Source organism: Agrobacterium sp. A3-95 (assembly GCF_053521785.1).
In genome coordinates this window covers 225,545-245,022 of the sequence record NZ_JBNWDR010000006.1, presented here as the reverse complement: position 1 = coordinate 245,022, position 19,478 = coordinate 225,545, and the positions used below count along the sequence as shown (strand labels likewise).

Annotated in this window: 17 protein-coding genes; 11 read left to right on the top strand and 6 right to left on the bottom strand. The window is 56.7% G+C overall.

Annotated elements, in window-relative coordinates; all coding sequences use genetic code 11:
- Positions 1–119 precede the first annotated feature (119 nt).
- Positions 120–335, top strand: coding sequence for a hypothetical protein (locus ACQZ5Y_RS17390; RefSeq protein WP_111800590.1), 216 nt, complete (start codon positions 120–122; stop codon positions 333–335).
- Between the two features lie 13 nt (positions 336–348).
- Here the strand turns inward: ACQZ5Y_RS17390 and ACQZ5Y_RS17385 are convergent, their stop codons facing one another.
- The 5 genes from ACQZ5Y_RS17385 to ACQZ5Y_RS17365 form a co-directional block, all read right to left on the bottom strand.
- Complete coding sequence (locus tag ACQZ5Y_RS17385; protein ID WP_080850419.1) at positions 349–1,026, bottom strand: winged helix-turn-helix transcriptional regulator; 678 nt, start codon at positions 1,024–1,026, stop codon at positions 349–351.
- 39 nt (positions 1,027–1,065) lie between these two features.
- Positions 1,066–1,845 carry an SDR family oxidoreductase gene (locus ACQZ5Y_RS17380; protein WP_111800591.1) on the bottom strand — a complete coding sequence of 260 codons (780 nt, stop codon included), beginning with the start codon at positions 1,843–1,845 and terminating at the stop codon, positions 1,066–1,068.
- Complete coding sequence (locus ACQZ5Y_RS17375) at positions 1,842–3,557, bottom strand: acetolactate synthase catalytic subunit (RefSeq protein ID WP_174051391.1); 1,716 nt, start codon at positions 3,555–3,557, stop codon at positions 1,842–1,844. Before ACQZ5Y_RS17375 ends, ACQZ5Y_RS17380 begins: the two co-directional genes overlap by 4 nt.
- Complete coding sequence (locus ACQZ5Y_RS17370; protein WP_111791100.1) at positions 3,557–4,891, bottom strand: aspartate aminotransferase family protein; 1,335 nt, start codon at positions 4,889–4,891, stop codon at positions 3,557–3,559. Before ACQZ5Y_RS17370 ends, ACQZ5Y_RS17375 begins: the two co-directional genes overlap by 1 nt.
- A gap of 114 nt (positions 4,892–5,005) precedes the next feature.
- The gene (locus ACQZ5Y_RS17365; RefSeq protein WP_113556315.1) at positions 5,006–5,695 is read right to left on the bottom strand and encodes a GntR family transcriptional regulator; all 690 of its coding nucleotides are present in this window, start codon (positions 5,693–5,695) and stop codon (positions 5,006–5,008) included.
- A 204-nt stretch (positions 5,696–5,899) separates the two neighbouring features.
- On the opposite strand from ACQZ5Y_RS17365, the gene ACQZ5Y_RS17360 reads away from it, so the two are divergent.
- The 7 genes from ACQZ5Y_RS17360 to ACQZ5Y_RS17330 all read left to right on the top strand — a co-directional run bounded on the left by ACQZ5Y_RS17360 (position 5,900) and on the right by ACQZ5Y_RS17330 (position 14,491).
- Positions 5,900–7,012 (top strand): ABC transporter ATP-binding protein, encoded by a 1,113-nt coding sequence (locus ACQZ5Y_RS17360; RefSeq protein WP_013637371.1) that lies wholly within the window; start codon positions 5,900–5,902, stop codon positions 7,010–7,012.
- Complete coding sequence (locus ACQZ5Y_RS17355; protein ID WP_112752666.1) at positions 7,009–7,911, top strand: ABC transporter permease; 903 nt, start codon at positions 7,009–7,011, stop codon at positions 7,909–7,911. The genes ACQZ5Y_RS17360 and ACQZ5Y_RS17355 overlap by 4 nt, the downstream gene beginning before the upstream one ends.
- The gene (locus ACQZ5Y_RS17350) at positions 7,901–8,758 is read left to right on the top strand and encodes an ABC transporter permease subunit (protein ID WP_174051393.1); all 858 of its coding nucleotides are present in this window, start codon (positions 7,901–7,903) and stop codon (positions 8,756–8,758) included. The genes ACQZ5Y_RS17355 and ACQZ5Y_RS17350 overlap by 11 nt, the downstream gene beginning before the upstream one ends.
- Positions 8,759–8,785: 27 nt before the next feature.
- Positions 8,786–9,868, top strand: a complete 1,083-nt coding sequence (locus ACQZ5Y_RS17345) for an ABC transporter substrate-binding protein (protein WP_060642125.1) — start codon at positions 8,786–8,788, stop codon at positions 9,866–9,868.
- A 501-nt stretch (positions 9,869–10,369) separates the two neighbouring features.
- On the top strand, positions 10,370–11,029 hold the full coding sequence (locus tag ACQZ5Y_RS17340; RefSeq protein ID WP_065660657.1) for an ABC transporter ATP-binding protein: 660 nt from the start codon (positions 10,370–10,372) through the stop codon (positions 11,027–11,029).
- Positions 11,026–13,434: an ABC transporter permease gene (locus ACQZ5Y_RS17335; protein ID WP_174051395.1), complete on the top strand. Its 2,409-nt coding sequence runs from the start codon at positions 11,026–11,028 to the stop codon at positions 13,432–13,434. The genes ACQZ5Y_RS17340 and ACQZ5Y_RS17335 overlap by 4 nt, the downstream gene beginning before the upstream one ends.
- A complete protein-coding gene (locus tag ACQZ5Y_RS17330) occupies positions 13,424–14,491 on the top strand; it encodes a lipocalin-like domain-containing protein (protein ID WP_174051399.1) in 1,068 nt (355 codons plus the stop codon). The genes ACQZ5Y_RS17335 and ACQZ5Y_RS17330 overlap by 11 nt, the downstream gene beginning before the upstream one ends.
- A 356-nt stretch (positions 14,492–14,847) precedes the next feature.
- Here the strand turns inward: ACQZ5Y_RS17330 and blcR are convergent, their stop codons facing one another.
- A complete protein-coding gene (gene blcR / locus ACQZ5Y_RS17325) occupies positions 14,848–15,675 on the bottom strand; it encodes an IclR family transcriptional regulator (RefSeq protein WP_211380953.1) in 828 nt (275 codons plus the stop codon).
- Positions 15,676–15,730: 55 nt separating this feature from the next.
- On the opposite strand from blcR, the gene ACQZ5Y_RS17320 reads away from it, so the two are divergent.
- From ACQZ5Y_RS17320 to attM, 3 genes are read left to right on the top strand one after another with little or no spacing between them, the layout of a single operon-like run.
- On the top strand, positions 15,731–17,185 hold the full coding sequence (locus ACQZ5Y_RS17320) for an NAD-dependent succinate-semialdehyde dehydrogenase (RefSeq protein ID WP_100560390.1): 1,455 nt from the start codon (positions 15,731–15,733) through the stop codon (positions 17,183–17,185).
- A 20-nt stretch (positions 17,186–17,205) separates the two neighbouring features.
- On the top strand, positions 17,206–18,366 hold the full coding sequence (locus ACQZ5Y_RS17315) for an iron-containing alcohol dehydrogenase (RefSeq protein WP_060642118.1): 1,161 nt from the start codon (positions 17,206–17,208) through the stop codon (positions 18,364–18,366).
- 45 nt (positions 18,367–18,411) lie between these two features.
- Positions 18,412–19,203, top strand: a complete 792-nt coding sequence (gene attM, locus ACQZ5Y_RS17310) for an AttM family quorum-quenching N-acyl homoserine lactonase (RefSeq protein ID WP_003517310.1) — start codon at positions 18,412–18,414, stop codon at positions 19,201–19,203.
- Positions 19,204–19,478 lie beyond the last annotated feature (275 nt).

The window sequence follows — 19,478 nt, the reverse complement described above, 5'->3', positions numbered from 1 at the left end:
AAGCCGTGACCTGATCGAATAGCCATGGGCGAACATGCAGGCGCTGCGCTCTGCATCTCTGAAACGAGCCTGAACGCCCGGCATATTCGTTGTTCCGCGCCGGGTGGCTCGGAGGTTACATGCGTAGTTGGAAAAGTACAGGCATTGCCGATAGCGCCGGCGATGACATTTTCACGTCTTGCGATGAAGCCGACGCCACGGCAATTGCCAGAGTGATTTTCGGTACAGATGCCGCGCTCGCCGTCGCCTTCAGTGCTATTGATGCACGCCTCGACGGGAGGGATCGCGATTTTCTTTTTTGGGTCAGAGTTTTTCGGTCGCTTACTGACGTATGAATTGTGCGCCGGATTATAATTTTGTGGCCGAATATCCTGCGGAGCGCACGGTTCTGATGACGTTATGGCCGTGTCGGTTCAAAGACCGTCTTATTTTGCCGATGTGAATGTCCACCGTACGCGGTTCGACATCGGCATCCTCGGGCCAGCAATTCCGGATGAGTTCGTCACGGCTGACGACCCTGTCTGTGTTTCTTGCAAGATACAACAGGATCCTGAAATGCAGGGGCGATAGACTGATGTGCGTCTCACCCCGCCGGACCCGGACGGATGCAACATTGATTTCCACGTCATCGAGAAAAACGCTGACATCAGTTGGTGCGGTTGTGTTGCAACGCAGGCCAAACTTGAGAAACTCGAGCAGGTTGCCGGGGTCAAAAGGGCGCCTCACCAGATAGTCAAATACGGATGATTGAACGCCGTCTATCTTTTTATTGTCAAGTGGGAAGCCGACAACTCGGATGTCCGGCTGTTCTTTCTTTATAAGAACCGCTGAGCGGAGCAGATCGTCCATAGCAAGGCAGATCAGTACCGTGCGGCGTTGTGGCTGACTATTCGCATCATCCGGTAAAAACATGTCGAGGCTCGGCAGCAGGTCGACGTCGTGGCCGGCCTGCTCGAGAATGTAACGCAAAATCAGGTAGAGCTCCGGGTCAGTCGTGTGGATTAAGATCGAGTGACGCACGAGCATCTCCCTTCGCTTTGTTTTCTGCGTCTGACAATTTGTGGGTTAGGCGGGCGTGTACTCGCCGCCGTTGATGTCTATGATCGCTCCATTGATGAAAGCGGCTTCATCGGAGACTAAAAAGCCGACCAGCCGTGCCACTTCTTCAGCCTCTCCTAGTCGCCCGGTGGGTATTCGTTTTGCTGCGTCGAGATTGACTGGCGTCGCCGCGGTTCCCGCCATTGGCGTCAAGATGCGACCCGGAGCGGCGACATTGATTGTGATACCGTCGGCTGAAAATTCGCTGACGAGCGCACGGGCCAGGCCAGCGAGCCCGGCTTTTGATGCTGCATATGCCGCGCCGGCGATCATAGGCCGTGTTCGACCTGCAAGCGAGCCGATGAGGACAATCCGGCCAAATCCCTTGTCGACCATACTTGGTAAGGCTGCTTGACAGCAGAGCATGGCGCCCGTCAAATTCACGTCCAGCACATCATTCCACTCGTCCAGGTCAACCGAGGTAAATCGCTTGGCCACACCGTCTGTTGCTTTCGGCGAAATGCCCGCGCAATAAACCAGTAGCGCAGTGGACGACCACAAGGTTTCGACATCGCGAAAGAAATCGGCAACCTCGCCTGGATTTCTGACGTCGCAACAACCGACCAATAGCTGGTTAGATGTTATCTCAGCCTCGAAGGACGAGCGCGCGGCCTTCGCCGCGCTTTCTGTCTGCCCAAAAACCGCGACCTTGTGGCCAATACCGAGTAAATGTCGTGCAACCGACAGTCCGATACCTGACGTGCCTCCGGCGACCACTGCGACTCGGCTCTGGCGATCCCTCGTCATGCCGCACGGTCCATCTGAGCGAAGAGAGAAAGTGCCGGGTGAGCTTCGGGATCGGTCATAACCTCTATCAGCAACGGCAACTTTCTTTTCTTGACCTTTTGCATATGGGCCTTGAGGTCCTGCGGTTGCGTGACCCGGACCGCATCGCATCCGCACGCGTGTGCAATCTTGACGTGATCGACCTCTGCAAAATGGCAGGCGGTTGTGTACCTTCCGAATTTTACAGTTTCGGCATCACGCTGGAAGCCAAGAATTCCGTTGTTCAGCACGATGATCGTGATCGGAATTTGCATGCGGACCAGTGTTTCAAGCTCGGCCCAGCTGTGCGCAAATCCCCCATCTCCCACCAGCGCTACAACATCGCTCTCAGGTGCGGCGACCTTGGCTCCGATTGCAAGGGGAACTCCCCACCCAAGTCCTGCAAGACCCCGGGGAGTGAGCACACGTGTCCTTTCGGAAGAAATTCTGAGTTGTCCGAGGACCCACATCGATGAATAACTTGCGTCCGCCACCACTGTGGTGTTTTCATCGATAACTCCCTGAAGTTCGGCCATAATCCGTTCGGGACGAAGCGGTGAGGCCTCAGAGCTGTAATAGACTCGGCGATCATCATTGAATTTCCTCCAGCTTTCCCGAAGACGGTTGCAGACGGCCTCTCGGGAAACGGTTCTGAGGCGCAAGTCACAAAGCCTGATCGTTTCGCGTAGGCCGGCCAAGGTCTCCCGTGCGTCACCAACAAGACGAATTGCCTCAAAATTTCGGCCGACCTCCTGTGGATCGGTATCTATGTGAATAATCCGGGCATCGGGACTATACTGGCGCCAGTTGTCTGTTCCATTCTGGTTCGTCCTCGTGCCGATTAAGACGACAAGATCCGCTTCGCGAACGATCTCGACCGTGTGTTGACCTAGTGACTTCGGACCGACAAGAGATGCCAGTACGCCTCCCGAAAGAGGGTGCCACTCATCAACTGCGCCCTTGCCCATATTCGTTGTGAACACAGGTATTGAGCATTCGTCCTGCAGCAGTCGCAACTGCTGGGCAGCCCCGGAGGCGTGGATGCCGCCGCCTGCTATCACGACAGGTGCGCGTGCGTTCGCAATCGCTTTCGCAGCGATATCAAGATCTTTGTCGGCGGGACGTGATCTGTCGAGCGGCCAATGGCCGAGATTGTTCGTTCTTCTCCTTGAAGGGGTAGTAGATACGGATCGCAAAAGATCCGCAGGAAGAAGCAGGACTGCGGGACCTGCTCTGCCAGACGAGGCGGCGGTGAACGCGGCATCGATGTAATCGTCTACCCGCTCTTCCACGGAAACACGACGAACCCATTTTGTGCATGACTGAAAGAGGCTGATGTGATCGAGGTCCTGAAACGCGTTCCGATCAGTCTGATCACGCTCCACATCCTGGACAAGTGCAACGACCGGGACGCTAGCCTTGAGTGCTTCAGCCAGCGGAGCAACCAGCAGCGCCGCCGCGGGCCCGTTCTGGGCTGCCACGATCCCGATTTTGCCCGAACGCCTGGCGTAACCATCGGCCATGGCGCCACCCATGTTTTCCTGACGATAGGCAATCTGCGTTATACCGATCTTTTCGGCCGCCAAAATGACCGCCGACGGAAGGCTTTGTCCAAAGATCACCTCCACATCATGGCGCCTCAACGCTTGGGCAATACGCTCAGCGACGGTTGTTTCATGAACTGCAGTATCCATTATGCGGCCTCCCAGGCATGTCGATCGAGATTTACGAGGAAATCGTCAAAGACGGAAACAATGTCACCCATGTCATTGTCCGTCATGGGCGTTGATAGCGACGCAGCGGCGCCGTAGGGCATCAAGATCCCATTGTTTGCAAAGTGCCTGCGCAGCAGTTTCAGAACGACGTCTTCCGAAGCTGTCGGAATGCTGTCCTGGTAAGAAGCCGGCGCCACTTTCTTGGCGTGTATTCGAAAAAGCGAAGCCGCTCCCGTCACGCTTAGATTTGCGCCGTGACGTTCGATGCGTGACCTCAACCCCTCGCGAACCAGGTTGCCCATATGTTCGAGACGTTGGAAAGCATCTTGCGTCAGGGCTTCCATCGCAAGACGGCCAGCGACCATCGACACGGGATTTGCAGAAAAGGTTCCGCCTTGCGTCAACGGTGCCTTGCTTCCTTGCTTGCCAAAGGCCGACATGATCTCCTGACGTCCACCGACTGCCCCTACTGGAAAGCCACCGCCGATGATCTTCCCCATTGTGACGAGATCCGGCTCCAGACCGTAGCGCGCTGACGCTCCAGCGAAGCCCTGGCGGAGGTTCAGTACTTCATCCGCGATAATGACGATCCCATGTTGCTTCGCCACCTTGTTGATTGTTGCGATGAACTCCTGTGTCGGCTCTATGAGACCTGCCCGGCTGGGCATCGGATCGATAAGAATAGCGGCAAGGCGCCCGGCATTCATCGCGATCTGTTGCTCCAACTGCGCGGGGCAGTTAAATTGAAGGAGCACGACGTCATCTATGACGCTTGCTGGCATGCCTGGATAGGCGGCGCAGGGCGTATTCGACGATGCGTGCTGGCCCGCCTCCGCCCAGTCATATGCGCCGTGGTACGCACCCTCCACCCGAGCGATTGCGACCCGGCCGGTCGTTGCTCTAGCGGCTTTGATGGCAAACATGACGGCTTCCGTTCCACTCGCGACGAAGCGGACCTGCTCAACAGCCGGAATCCTGCCTACTAGCAATTCGGCCAGATCGATTTCATGGTTCATCGGATTAGCAAAGCAACTGCCTGTTCTTAGTAGTCCGGCGATCGCTTCAGTTATGGGGGGATAGGCATGTCCGTGGATCAGGGTCGTGAAGTTATTGTTTAGATCCAGCATACGGTGTCCGTCGACGTCGGTCACAAACGCGCCTTCCCCGTAGGCAACAAAGATCGGGTGGGGATCCAGCTCAATTGTCGCGCGTGTGACACCGCCTGGAAAAACGGTGGAGGCGCGTTCAAAGAACGCGATGGACGTTTGCCGGTCGGTGGGACCTGTTAGCGGGGTATTCGACGATGACAGCATTGAACCATAAAACCCTTGTCCTGGAGGAAGACAGGCACACTGCGCCCGTCATTTGCAATTTTGTTGCAACAAAAATTTGATGAGTCAATATGTGACGTCAATTTTAAGCTCAGGTTATAATTCGTCTGTCACCGATACGGCGTTGCGAAGTTTGCGGTAACCCTCCCTGATATCGTTCTCTATCGCCGCCCGCACGCCGGCCGGGTCTTTGTCAATAAGAGCCTCAATCGCGACCATGTGATTGTGGACACCCTGGCGGTTTTGCGCGTACTCGGGGTAGAGGTTGAGAAGTGTAGGGCCAATGCGCGCCCACAGAGTTTCAATCATGCTGAGCAGGCCGGTCAGTCCGGATAGATTATAGATGGCAAAGTGGAATTCCTTGTTGTGCCACAGAGCATCGTGATACCGGCCCGCCGCTAAATTATCGTTTATAACTCTTTGTATATCAATGAGTTTTCTATTTGTCGCTTCGTCGGGATTCCTTGCTCCGTATTCCGCGGCGGTTCCTTCTAGGGCGATCCTCGTAACGGTGATATCGCGTAATTCCGCCTTTGTGAGCGTCGGAACGATGAGCGTCTTGGGGCCGGAAAAAACAAGTACCGATTCGGTTGTCAGGCGGTTCAACGCGTCGCGCGCAGGCGTCGTGCTCACGTCGAGTTCGCTGGCTATCCCCCGGACAGTAAACTTGTGCCCGGGAGGGTAGCTGCCGCGGATCATTCTCTCCCGTAGCACGTCATAAACCATGCTCCCCATTCGCTGGCCTTGGGCGCCGGTATCGCTCTCATCACGTAAAATGTCGATCATTTTCCCCTCTTGTTCCGTTGACTCACCACATTTTTGATGTCACAAAAATGGAATGCAAAGTTTTTGCGAACGCTATGTGACATCATAAACGCTATTAGCATCCAATCTGTTACGCGTCGCTGGCTTGGCAAGATAATCTTGAAAGCTGCTCCGAGCACTCGTTTTCACGCTCGTCGCGGCATTAAAAAACGGAGGGGTGAGGTATTGATAGGTGAGACTCTAAATCTTGACGGGCTCGCGAAGAGCTATGGCAACGTCGTTGCAGTCGCTGGTGTTGACGTCCGCGTGGAGCCAGGCGAGTTCGTGTCAGTGCTGGGCCCATCTGGGTCAGGCAAGACCAGCGTCCTGACGATGATTGCCGGTTTTGAGCGTCCCACGGCAGGCAGGATCGTGATCGGCGACCGAGACGTGACCGACCTTGCGCCGAATAAGCGAAATATCGGGATGGTCTTTCAGAAATACGCGCTTTTCCCCCATCTCACTGTCCGCCAGAACATTGCTTTCCCGCTAAAGCTTAGATCGCGGTGGCGCTCCGGATGGAAGAAGCGGGCAGACGACATGCTTGACCTCGTTCACCTGGCCGGTTTTGCTGACAGGTTTCCTTCTGAACTGTCGGGTGGCCAGCAGCAGCGTGTGGCGGTCGCAAGAGCGCTTGCGTTTGAGCCGCCCGTTATGCTGATGGACGAGCCCCTCGGCGCGCTAGACAAGAAATTGCGTGAAGCCATGCAGTTCGAAATCAAGCGCATCCAGAGACAGGTGGGAGCAACCGTCCTTTATGTAACGCATGATCAGGAAGAAGCGCTGACGATGTCCGATCGCGTTGCGATAATGCAGGGCGGAAACATCGTTCAGATAGGGGCTCCTTCCAGTCTTTACCACGCGCCCGCAACCCGTTTTGTTGCTGATTTTGTCGGAAAAATGAGCTTCGTCGGAGGAGAGATTGTTTCTTTTGAAGACGACGGGATGCTCGTGCGATTGGCCGACGACGTATTTGTCCGGACCGCTTCTGTCGATGCGGCACGGGCGGCACTCCGGCTTGGTGACGAGGTAATTCTTGCTATGCGTCCCGAGAGGATCGCCTTGAAAAAACGAGGTCCTCGAGGTTTTGGGGCAATACCAGCTGAGATCGAGAGTCTTGCATTCGTTGGATCATTCCATGCGTTCATGGTCCGTCTGGACCTGCCTGGATCACCGCTGGTGGAGGTTCAGGTCGTGACCGGAAGTGAGGTAAATTTCCGCGCCGGTGATACGGTCGATCTCGTACCCGACCCGCAGGCTGTCAGCTTTTTTTCAAAAGAGGAGACGTCTGCGGCATGAGCGCTTCTTCACCCGCTTCCAGAGCACTCGCCAATTTACAAAGTGTGATGTTTTCTACGCCCTCTGCAAAAACATATTCCCATGCAGGCGCATTGCTTTTGCTTCTGCCAGCTGCACTCATGCTTTTGATAGGGTTCGTTTATCCTCTGGCAAGGCTCGTCGCACTCAGTATGCCGGACATGAGCCTCGAGCTGTACATCCGCATCTTTCGCGACCCGCTTTATCTAAACGTCCTGTTCTCCACGACGGTCGTGGCACTTGCGGTTATGTGCTGCTGCCTGCTCCTAGGCTTTCCTGTAGCCTACGCGATGGTCCGGATCAAACACCCCTGGGCCCTCATATTGACGGGATGCGTGCTCATTCCGCTCTGGACATCGGTCCTGGTCCGATCATATGCCTGGATTGTGCTGCTTCAGAGAACCGGCATTATCAACCAGGCACTTCTCTCGAGCAAGCTCATCGACGAGCCCCTGCGCATGATCTACACACAGGGTGCGGTCATCGTCGCAATGACCCATGTCCTTCTTCCCTTCATGATCATGCCTATTTTTGCGGCACTGCGGGCTATCCCTCCGGAGTACGTTCAGGCGGCAATGAATCTTGGCTCAACTCGATTGCACGCTTTTCGCGCAATCATTGTTCCTCTGAGCCTTCCTGGGATATTTGCGGGCTGCGTTATCAGTTTCGTTCTTGCACTTGGTTTCTACGTCACCCCGGCGTTGGTAGGGGGAGCAGGATCGCTCATGATGGCAACGCTCATCGGTCAACAGACGACTGTCCTGCTCGATTGGCCTTTTGCGGCTGCGCTCTCAACCTCACTGCTGGTCGTCACGCTTGCCGTCGTAATCATATTTCGAAGAACTCTTTCGCTAAGCAAGGGGCTGAACAGTGGCATCTGATAGTTCAACATTTCCGGTCCGGCCTTCTTTGGCGCGGCCACTGCGCAATGCCGTCGGAAGGTATTACAATATCGTACGGATCTATACCGCAGGCTTCTTCGTCTTCCTGATAACGGTATTCTTGATCCTGCCGACATTTCTCGTCATCCCGATGAGCCTGAATGACGGCAGCTACCTTGCGTTTCCACCGCAAGGCCTCACTTTAAAATGGTATAGGGCTTATTTCTCTGATCCTGACTGGATGTCGGCAACATTGTTCAGCCTGCAGGTCGCCTTCGCGACAGCTATCGTGGCAACAACCATTGGCACGACAGCAGCGCTCGCGCTCGCAAAGAGCAGATTGCCTTTTAAGGGGCTTCTGCAGAGCCTTGCGCTTGGACCAATGATCGTCCCGCACGTGGTTCTGGGTGTATCGCTTTACCTGGTGTTCTCACCGTGGAGAGTAACGGGGACGTTTGCAGGCTTTGTTCTCGCGCACACGGTTTTAGCCATCCCCTATGTCATGATCGTGGTGGGTGCTGCGGTGCAGAAGTTTGACCCTTCGCTCGAACTCGCGGCTCTCAACTGCGGCGCAAATCGATTTCAGAGCTTTTTCCTCGTGATGCTGCCTAATATTGGCCCGAGCGTCGCCGCGGCTTCGGTCTTTGCATTTCTTGCGTCGTTCGATGACGCGACGGTTTCGTTCTTCATCTCTGACATTGGCGGGAAGTCGATTGGACGCAAGATGTTCGAAGATATCGATTTCAATCTCACGCCAGTGATCGCCGCCGCGTCAACCGTGCTCGTCGCGATCTCGCTCGTGCTCATGACGGTGGCGCAACTTCTGACTACTCGAAGCAGACACTAACTCCACATTAACTGAAGAGGATTTGAAATGATCAGATCGGATCAGACGCCGAAGGCTTGCCTGAAATCCGCGTTTTACGTGTTCGTCGCCTTTGCTCTCATGTTCGCTCTTGGGCTTGAAAAGGCGAGTGCCGAGCAACGTGTGGTCATTGCTACGACGGGAGGTACCTACGAAAAGGCCCTGCGTGAAGCGTGGTTCGAGCCCTTCACGAAAGCGACAGGAATAAAAGTCGTCACTGTTTCTGGAACAGATGCCGAGAAGCGGGCGAAGGTCACTGCTATGGTTCAAACAGGCAACGTCACCTGGGACCTCTATCTGGATGGCGAAATCCAAGCTGGATCCGACGCACACTTCGCCATAACGGAAGACCTGTCAGACTTTTGCAAGCAGTTCATTAACAGCACGGACCTGCTGGCCGACTCTTGTACGCGCGGCGGGGCGAAATTGCAGTCAACCTCCACCCTTTTGGCTTACAAACTGAATGAGAACGGCAGCAACCCTCAAACTTGGGCTGACATGTGGGATCTGGCGAAGTTTCCGGGTGCTCGAAGTTTTCCTAATTTTGACGATCCATGGCGAGTGTTGGCCGCAGCATTGCTCGCGGACGGAGTGCCGAGAGAAAAACTTTTCCCACTTGATGTAGATCGAGCATTTCGCAAGCTTGATGAAGTCAGGGACAGTGTACAGGTTTGGTGGAGGACGGGAGATCAAAGCGTTCAGGCGTTTCGCAATGACGAGTATCGCGTTGGACAGATCTGGTTGACGCGCGCGAAGGCCTTGAAAGCAGAAGGTTACAAGATAGGCTGGAGTTACGATGGCGCATTTCTTGTGGGCGATCGAATAGCGCTCGTGCGTGGCGCACCGAATCGGGAAAATGCGCTGAAGCTCATTGAGTTCTGGCTAAGGAATCCTGCGGTGCAGGCCAAAGCCTGCGAAACGCTTTCTTGCACTCCTCCAAGTCAGAAAGCGATTTCGCAGATGTCATCTGAGGCTCGCGCCACCCTCCCATCTGCGGCAGATGTTGAAAACCGGATCATCGTCCCCGATGCACAATGGATCAACGCGAACATGGGCATGCTGGTGCAGCGCTGGAACTCATGGATACGCTGAAAAAACCGAGGGAGCCAAGGCACCTTCCTTGAGGCTGCGAGCGGATGCGCAGACGGCTCTCTTTGGGCGCCTGCGCCGACCGCGTCACCGCATTCGCAAGACCACAGCAGAGCAAGAGCGGGTTCAGATGTCGCGTCTTTCTTTTATGCAGAAGAGATTTTCGCACGATGAACCCGTCATTGTGCAGTCCGCTGTCTGGATGGTGCCCGGCTCAGAAATGATCTAAGGGGCCGCGACATAAACCGTCACGTTGATCATGTAGTTCGTTGGTCAATCCGGCCCCTGGAGCCGCCATGACTGTCGGAAGGCTACGGCGAGTGTTTTTTGTGTCGGGTGCCATCTCACGTTCGGAACGGGAGGGGGTAGACGCCAGAGGGGAGGGCGACTTTACAGCCAGAAACGGTGCGGTCGTTTAGGCTGCGCGTGGAATATCGGTATCTAAACCGGTTGAGATCCGCCAGCATATCGGTCCATATAGGACGAAGCAGAGATCGAAGAGCCATGGTCCTTTCACTTTCCGGCATCAAGAAATCCTACCAGACAGCCGAAGGCAATATCCCGGTCCTGAACGGCGTCGACCTTTCACTTGAAGCCGGCGAAAGTCTTGCCCTGACGGGGGAATCCGGCAGCGGAAAGAGTACGCTTTTGCATCTGGCCGGCGGCCTTGATTTGCCCGACAGTGGCATCATCACGGTGAGGGGTCGGAAAATAACCGATCTCGACGAGGCCGGTCGAGCGAGCTTCCGACGCCGGGAGGTGGGCTTAATCTTCCAGCAGTTCAATCTCATTCCGAGCCTCGATGTCGGATCCAATATCTCGTTTCACGCCCGGCTGGCGGGCCGTTTCGACCCGGTCTGGGAAAAAAGCCTGGTCGAGGCGCTGGGGATCGGAGAGCTGCTTGCACGCTATCCCGAACAGCTCTCCGGCGGTCAGCAGCAAAGGGTGGCGATCGGACGTACGCTTGCGGCAAGACCGCCCCTCATTCTTGCCGATGAGCCGACAGGTAATCTCGACGAGGCGACGGCTGATATCGTCATCGATATCATGTTGAGACTGACAAAGTCCGCGCAGATCACACTCCTCTTGGTGACCCATTCCAGCCGGCTGGCGGTAAAACTCGATCGGCGTATCGCGCTGAGTGGCGGGAAGGTTTCGCAATGAACTGGACCGCCTTCCGGGCGCTGCTCTCACACTGGCGCTACCGACCGCTTCAGCTTCTCACCCTCATTGTCGGCGTCACGCTTGCAACCGGCCTCTGGTGCGCGGTCCAGGCAATCAATGCCGAAGCCAGAGCAAGTTATGACCGGGCGGCCTCGGTCCTGGCGCAAAACCAGCTGGATCAACTGGTGGCAAAGGACGGCGGCAGAATTTCCTCGCAAACATATGCCCGGCTTCGAAGGGCAGGTTTGCACGTCTCTCCGATCATTGAAGGCGATTACAGGTTTGGTACGACGCGTATCAGGCTTATCGGCATCGACCCCCTGACCATGCCGTCCGACGGAATGGTGCCTGCACCATCTGATCCGTCCGCGCTGGTGGAATTCGTCCAGACGCCCGGACAGATGATCGTTTCGCCTGCAACGGCTGCCACATTGAAAGATACCTCTGGCCTTTCCCTTAAGGCACGAGCGGATCTCCCCGACGGCGCAGCATTTGTCGATATTTCCACGGCTGACCGCCTGTTGAAACGCAATGGTGAACTGAGCCGGCTTATCGTTTCGCCATCGCAAGACCCCGATCTTCCGACGATCGGAAACATAGCCTCTGAACTTTCCCTCGAACAGGCAAGAAGCAGGCCCGACGTCGCAAGCCTCACGGACAGTTTTCATCTCAACCTGACCGCATTTGGTTTTCTTGCCTTCGTTGTCGGTCTCTTCATCGTGTATTCGGCAACAGGCCTGTCGTTCGAGCAACGGCGTGGGTCGTTCAGGACCATGCGGTCGCTCGGGGTCTCGCTTCGCTCCCTGACCACGGTGCTGGTTATCGAAACCGCGCTCTTTGCGCTGGTATCGGGAGCGCTGGGCATTGTCGTCGGCTACGTGGTCGCATCGGCTCTATTGCCGGGCGTGGCCGCGACCCTGCGTGGCCTTTACGGGGCCAGTGTTGCCGGTTCACTCTCGCTGCGGCCTGAATGGTGGATCGCCGGCCTTGCAATGGCGCTGGTGGGGACCGGGCTTTCCTCGCTTCAACATCTCCTCCGCGTCTGGCGGATGCCCATACTGTCCACGGCACAGGGCAGGGCGTGGGCGATGGTGTCCACGAAAAGCCTCCTCCATCAGGCGGCCGCCGGGATGGTTCTGCTTTTTGTATCCGGCGCGCTTGTGCTGCTGGGCGGCGGTCTCATTTCAGGTTTCGCAGTGCTTGCAGCGCTTCTTCTGGGCGCTGCACTCATTCTTCCAACCTTGCTGGCACTGGGCATGAGAGTGGCCGAACACATCTCCGGACACGGACTGACCCGCTGGTTTTTCGCCGATACGCGCCAGCAGCTGCCAGGTCTTTCCCTTGCGCTGATGGCATTGCTGCTCGCTTTGTCGGCCAATATCGGGGTCGGCACCATGGTCTCAAGCTTCAGGCAAACCTTTGTGGGATGGCTCGATCAGCGCTTGGCCGCAGAGGTCTATGTGACGGCCCGTGACGAGGCTGAAGCTGCGCATCTGCGGCAGTGGTTTCCACACCATGCAAGGGCGGTTCTACCCATCTGGAGTACGGAAGGGGAAATTTCGGGGCAGAAGGTCCGCATCTTCGGCGTCGCTGACGATGCGACATACAGGGATCATTGGCCGTTGATTTCGGGTTCGCCCGCAACATGGGACGAGATTGCAAGCGGGAAGGGTGCACTGGTCAACGAACAGTTCTGGAGGTCGGGAAAGGCGTCGCCCGGCGCAGAGATAGAAATGCCAGGTGGCTGGAAAGCCCGGGTCGTCGGGGTGTTTTCCGACTATGGCAATCCGAGGGGCGAGATCATCATTGGTCTTGATGCCCTCGTCCAGCACTACCCTGACATTGAAAAGCTGAGATACGGCCTTCGCATGCAGCCACAGGAGGTTGCGGGCTTCAGACAACGCCTCATGACGGAGTTCGGCCTGCCCGAAGCCAATATTGTCGACCAGGCCTCGCTGAAACGGCAGTCTGCTGCAATCTTCGAACAGACGTTTGCAGTCACCGGCGCGCTGAATGTGCTCACGCTCGCGGTGGCGGGTTTTGCCATGTTTTCGAGCCAGCTTACGCTCGCTTCACTTCGACTGCCGCAGCTTGCTCCTGTCTGGGCACTTGGACTTCGTCGCCGCGACCTTGCGATGCTGGAGGTCCTGCGAACTCTTGCTCTATGGCTTGTGACATTCATTGCCGCCATTCCTGTCGGGCTGGGACTGGCCTGGGTTTTGCTGGCAATCATCAATGTAGCGGCTTTCGGATGGCGACTGCCGCTGATCCTGTTTCCGCTGGACTGGCTGAGGCTGGGTCTTGTTGCCCTGCTTGCCGCCATCATTTCGGTCCTGATCCCTGTTCGACGGCTTGCTAAAACCGCGCCGGCCGATCTTTTGAGGATATTCGCCAGTGAACGCTAAAGCCGTCCTCCTGCTCCTTTGCGCTTCATGCACTTCCTTGCCCACGCCGGTCATGGCGCAAGGCTTTGCGGGCCTCGGGTCAAATGCCGAAGGCTTCAGCATTCCCACACGAGGCGTTGAACTTGTCTTTCCAAAAGACCACAAGCCGCATCCGGATTTCAGGATCGAGTGGTGGTACGTCACTGCAAATCTGCAGACGGCCGATGGACAGCGCATGGGCGTCCAATGGACACTCTTTCGTTCTGCGCTTGAACCTGTCGAGCGCCCCGGATGGTCCGACCCTCAAATTTGGATTGGCCACGCAGCCGTCACGACTGCCAGCCGTCACCATGTTGCCGAACGGCTCGCGCGGGGAGGCGTGGGACAGGCGGGGGTCAAAGGCGAACCCTTCGACGCCTGGATTGACAATTGGCAAATGAAGGCAGGAGCTGACAATGCACGGGACGACCTCGATCAGCTTGATTTGAACGCCAGTGGCGAGAGCTTCCGATATCGTCTGAAACTTCAGGCCCACGGGCCTTTGGTGCGTCAGGGGGACAACGGCTACTCGGTTAAATCGGCAGAGGGTCAGGCAAGCTATTATTACTCCCAGCCATTCTACAGTGTCAGCGGCAGCGTCTTTCTTGATGGTGAAACCCATGAGGTGACGGGCGAGGCGTGGCTCGATCGGGAATGGTCGTCGCAACCGCTAGCCTCGAGCCAGACGGGATGGGACTGGTTTTCCCTTCACCTCGCATCCGGCGAAAAACTCATGGCCTTCCGTCTGCGTGACGACAAAAGCGGCTACATCTCCGCTAACTGGATTTCCGCCGATGGAAGGCCGTCTCCCGTCGATCCGAAAGACGTTTTGCTCAGTCCGTTGCGAACCGCGGATATCAACGGAAAGAGCATTCCGGTCGAATGGAGCGTGAAGATACCCAGCCGTGGCCTCGACATAAAAACGAAGCCCCTGAACGAGAAAGCCTGGATGGCGACGTCAACCCCCTACTGGGAAGGGCCAATAGAGTTTGATGGAAGCACCTCAGGACAAGGTTATCTGGAGATGACCGGATATTAGCCAGTGCAACTGCGTTTGCCGAGATATCGGCTGGAGCAAGGCCTGAGCTAACAGGCGCCGTCTTATCCGGGTAGTCGCGACACCCAGGACACGCTCCGAAGGAGTCGTCTTGTGATGACAACCCATTGTTCGGCTTCGTCCCAGCCAGGAATAAGGCAACGCGGTGGATCGTGCATCTGCGGGCCGAGGTCTTTTCACTTGGTGCTCAACACATCAGCGATGTATTTTTTTGTTTTCGATCCGGAGTGCGCCCGGCGCAGCCGTACTCTACACGCGGGTTACCTGGGGTTTCGGTGCGCTGGCCCCTACAGCAAAGCTGGGCTCGTCGGCATCGACTATACCGCTACGGGTTACGACTAGTCTTTCTGCGATCGGTACCCAAGCTTTTCAGAAAGGGCGTTGGCTGTGGTGCGAAGCTCCTCACCAAGGCTAGCGATTTTTTCGTCGCTGGCTTCGCTGCGGATCAGACTGATTGCAATGCCGGCAGATGCGGCTCCCGAGTAATCGCGTATCGCTGCGCCAATGCAAAGCATACCTTCGCGGATCTGACCATCGTCGATGGAGTAGCCGCGAGCGCGCGTCAAAGCCAGTTCCTCTTCAAGCTGCGAAAGGCCAGCAACGCTCCTTGATGTCAGAGGCTGTGGAAACTGAGAAAACAGCATCCTCAATTCACCGGGCCCCAGATCGGACAGGAGGATCTTCCCGGTGGCCGTAAATGGCGCCGGCAGACGCATACCGATCCGAAACGTGTGTCCAAGCGGCTGGGCCGAGTTGCGACAGCCGATGTAAACGACTTCGCCACCCTCGCGGACGGTGAGGGTCACCGTGTAGGGATCGAGGTCGTGGCGCTGGGCGAGATGGTCGTTGAATGTCGATACTATATCGAGGTGCGACAGAAAACCGTTCGCCCATCTGAGCGAGTGGGGTCCAATTCGCAGGGTTCCATCGGCAGATCGCGCCAGAAGATCAAGCTCAGTCATCACCGCAAGCAAGCCATGCGCGCTACTTTTGGGCAAATCCAGAAATCGTGTCAGCTCGGCGGCTGTAAGGTCCCGCGGGGAACCTGCCACAAGATCCAGAATACGCACGGCGCGTCTGAGTGCCGGTACAGTGTCTGATATTTGCGACGATTGTTGATCTTCAGCCATGCACCTTCCTTGACACGCTTGGCCGCTTTGGCCCATAGTTCACTCTAATGATTCAAGTTCAATTAGTTGAACTATAGTGCGGGAGAGGTCTATGATCAAGCTAAAAAATGCGGCGCTGTTGCGTGATGCCTGCCTGGTGAATGGTCGCTGGCTGAAAGCTGCGGATGGCAAGACGATTGCGGTGGAAAATCCCGCCAACTCGATGATCATCGGTCACGTTCCTTCATTGTCGGCAGATGAGGTTGAAGCTGCAGTCGAGTCAGCAGGCAAGGCATTTTCCGAGTGGAGCCGCCGGGCTGCGAAGGACCGCGCTGCCATATTGCGTCGATGGTTTGATCTCATGGTGGCGAACGCTGACGATCTTGGTGCGTTGATGACTGCCGAGCAGGGAAAGCCGTTTGCGGAAGCAAAGGGCGAAGCCATTTATGCGGCATCTTTCGTGGAATGGTTCGCGGAAGAAGCCAAACGTGTTTATGGCGATACCATTCCTTCGCCGACCACGGACAAGCGTATTACCATCCTGAAGCAGCCGATCGGTGTCTGCGCCGCGATCACGCCATGGAACTTCCCGGCCGCGATGATCACCCGCAAGGCGGCCCCGGCACTTGCCGCAGGCTGCACGATGATCGTCAAACCGGCTGAACAGACGCCACTCACCGCACTTGCTCTGGGTGTTCTCGCCGAAGAAGCGGGCGTTCCCGCCGGTGTCTTCCAGGTGGTGACGGGCGCCGCACGCGATATCGGCAAGGTGTTTACCGAAAGCGACACGGTGCGAAAGATCTCCTTTACCGGATCGACCGAGGTCGGTCGTCTGCTGATGGCGCAATCGGCCCCGACGATCAAGAAACTGTCGCTGGAACTTGGTGGCAATGCGCCTTTCATCGTCTTTGATGATGCCGATCTGGATGCGGCCGTTGAGGGTGCGATCGTGTCGAAATACCGCAATGCCGGACAGACCTGCGTTTGCTCCAACCGGATCTATGTCCAGGATGGTGTTTACGACGCATTCGCGGAAAAGCTGGTCAAAAGGGTCGAAAGCCTGTCCGTCGGTGAGGGCACGGAACCTGGTGTTCTGATCGGTCCACTGATCGACCAGGATGCCGTGGCAAAGGTCGAGGATCACGTTGCTGATGCCCTTGGCAAGGGAGCAAAGATCGTCACCGGTGGAAAGCGCCATGCTCTTGGAGGCACGTTTTACGAACCAACGGTTCTGACTGGTGCAACCCAGGCCATGAAGGTTGCCCGTGAGGAGACCTTTGGACCCGTCGCCCCGCTCTTTCGGTTCGGGACGGAAGACGAAGCGGTCGCCATGGCGAACGACACCGAATTTGGTCTGGCGGCCTATTTCTACACCGAGAATGTCCGCCGGACATGGCGTGTCGCAGAAGCGCTCGAATACGGCATGGTGGGCCACAATACAGGCCTCATCTCCAACGAAGTCGCACCATTCGGTGGCGTGAAGCAGTCCGGCTTGGGCCGCGAAGGCTCGCACTACGGCATCGATGAATATCTTGAAATCAAATACCTGTGCTCGGCCATCGGCTGAGATCACGCTGGGAGGATCAGATGACCATCAACCCTTTCGAATTCCGCACCGTTCCCTCCATGCAGGTTGCCTGGGGTGGCGCCCAGCGCCTCGGAGAGATTCTTTCCGGCAGGTTTCAGGCGCGCAAGGCGCTGCTGATTACCGATGCAGGTCTCATCAAGGCCGGCCTCATCAAGCCGATTGCTGACGCACTTGCGGCCAGCGGCTTTGACGTCACGATCTTCGACAAGGTCGTTGCTGATCCGCCAGAGCACATCGTTGCCGACTGCGTCGAGTCCGCAAGGCAGATCGGAGTCGATATCGTCATCGGTCTTGGCGGGGGCTCATCGCTCGACATCGCCAAGCTCGTGGCTGTCCTTCTGGTCTCCGACCAGACGCTTGCCGACATGTACGGGATCGGAAACGTTAAGGGATCACGCCTGCCGCTCGTACTGGTGCCGACCACGGCCGGTACCGGTTCGGAAGTCACAAACATCTCCATCATCACCACGGGAGAAACCACCAAGATGGGGGTTGTTTCTCCGCAGCTTTACGCTGATTTCGTTCTTCTGGATGCTGAACTGACGGTGGGACTGCCGCAGGTCCATACGGCTGCCACCGGTATCGATGCCATGGTGCATGCCATCGAGGCTTACACCAGCAAACACAAGAAGAACCCGCTATCAGATGCTCTGGCGCGAGAGGCACTGCGGCTGCTCGGTGCAAATCTGATCGCCGCCTGCAAGGACGGCACCGACCGGAAAGCCCGTGAAGGCATGCTTTTGGGTGCGACATTGGCAGGTCAGGCTTTCGCCAACTCACCGGTGGCCGCCGTCCACGCGCTCGCTTATCCGCTGGGCGGCCATTATCACGTGCCACACGGGCTTTCCAATGCCCTGATGCTGGGGCCGGTTTTACGCTTTAACGCGAAGGCTGCCGCGTCGCTTTATGCGGAGCTTGCCGACGTGCTGGGTGTTCCGGGTGAAGGGGATGCGGCAACCCGTTCGGATGCGTTCGTTCAGCATATGGAAACGCTGATGGACGAAAGCGGCGCGCCGCGACGTCTGCGCGATGTCGGCGTGACGGACAACACGCTCGCCATGCTTGCGTCCGACGCAATGAAACAGAGCCGTCTGTTGGTCAATAATCCGGTCGAAGTCCGCGAAGAGGATGCGCTTGCGCTCTACCGCGAGGCGTTCTGACCCATTTCTTACAGCAATATCTTCAGTTCCAAGGGAGGAAAACGAGTGACCGATATCAGACTTTACATGCTTCAGTCGGGTACGCTGAAATGCAAGGTACACAACATCAAGATGAACCAGGGGAACGGTGCGGACTATGAGATCCCCGTTCCGTTTTTCCTGATTACCCATCCGGCTGGGCACACCGTGATCGACGGCGGCAACGCGATTGAAGTTGCAACGGATCCGCGTGGCCATTGGGGCGGCATCTGCGATGTCTATTGGCCAGTGCTGGATAAGGACCAGGGCTGCGTTGACCAGATCAAGGCGCTTGGTTTCGATCCGGCCGATGTCAAATATGTTGTGCAGTCGCACCTGCATCTCGATCATACCGGCGCCATCGGTCGCTTCCCCAACGCAACCCACATCGTGCAGCGCTCTGAATATGAGTATGCCTTTACGCCCGACTGGTTTGCTGGCGGCGGCTATATCCGCAAGGACTTCGACAAGCCGGGTCTGAAGTGGCAGTTCCTCAACGGTACGCAGGACGATTATTACGACGTTTACGGCGACGGCACGCTCACCACGATCTTCACGCCCGGTCATGCGCCAGGCCACCAGTCCTTCCTGGTGCGCCTGCCAAACAGCAAACCGCTTCTCCTGACGATCGATGCTGCCTACACACTGGACCACTGGGAAGAGAAGGCTTTGCCTGGCTTCCTTGCCTCGACCGTTGACACGGTCCGTTCTGTTCAGAAGCTCCGCACCTATGCCGAAAAGCATGATGCAACAGTCGTCACCGGCCATGACCCTGACGCCTGGGCGAACTTCAAGAAGGCTCCCGAATTTTACGCGTAAATAGAACGCGCAAGTCAACCGCCAGATACGGCGAGGTTGCATGCAGCCTCGCCGATTTTTATCATATGAGCCAAGGGCACCGAGCCGAGCGGGACCGTGTATTTCGGCGCATCGGCCTTTTCCGGATATACGCCTTCGTTCAAGTCGCTCGCGTTGTCGCTCCGAATGCCTGAAAGCTATCCTCTAGCTGCGCGAGTGTGCTCATACGGCGTTTTTCGCCCCGGCGTTACGTTGAGCCATCGGGGTTCGGGCTGACAATTTGCCAATACCGGATG